Raw genomic sequence first — 296 nt, forward strand, 5'->3', positions numbered from 1 at the left:
TTGTACTGGTACGGCATGCCCCACGGATCCAGCGGCAACTCCTTGCGCAGGTACGGGCCGTGCCAGCGTGCGTTTCCCGGCGCTGCGCGCATCAGGGCGGCCAGGCCTTCCTGGCTGGAGGGATAGCGGCCCACGTCGAGGCGGTATTGATCGAGCGCCTTGCCGAGGACGTCGATCTGCGCCTTGGCGGTGGTGATTTCGGATTTGCTGCGTTTCCGAAAAGACGCGGGCCGACGATGCCGGCGAGCAGGCCGACGATGACGAGGACGACCAGGAGTTCGAGCAGGGTGAAGCCG

Annotated in this window: 1 pseudogene; it reads right to left on the reverse strand. The window is 66.2% G+C overall.

Annotated features, from left to right (window positions below):
• A pseudogene (gene gspG, locus APY03_RS28635) lies at positions 1-296 on the reverse strand (type II secretion system major pseudopilin GspG); the annotation flags it as partial.

The organism is Variovorax sp. WDL1, assembly GCF_001541225.1.
Lineage (GTDB): Bacteria > Pseudomonadota > Gammaproteobacteria > Burkholderiales > Burkholderiaceae_C > Variovorax.